General features: G+C 55.5%; 1 rRNA gene. It reads left to right on the top strand.

Annotation, left to right across the window (positions count from 1 at the left end):
• Window positions 1-254, top strand: a 23S ribosomal RNA gene (locus tag BUB32_RS00005); the annotation flags it as partial.

The following is a 254-nucleotide window of genomic DNA, read 5'->3' on the forward strand; positions in this document are numbered from 1 at the left end:
GGGATGAGCTGTGGGTAGAGGTGAAATGCCAATCGAGCACGGAGATAGCTGGTTCTCCCCGAAATAGCTTTAGGGCTAGCCTCAGGGAAGGGTCTATGGAGGTAGAGCACTGAATGGGCTAGGGGCCAAGGAGGTTACCGAACCCTATCAAACTCCGAATGCCATAGGCAAGCACCTGGGAGTCAGACTGCGAGTGATAAGATCCGTAGTCGAGAGGGGAACAGCCCAGACCTCCAGCTAAGGTCCCAAAGGGC

Origin of the sequence: Thermoanaerobacter uzonensis DSM 18761, assembly GCF_900129115.1 — a bacterium.
GTDB lineage: Bacteria > Bacillota > Thermoanaerobacteria > Thermoanaerobacterales > Thermoanaerobacteraceae > Thermoanaerobacter > Thermoanaerobacter uzonensis.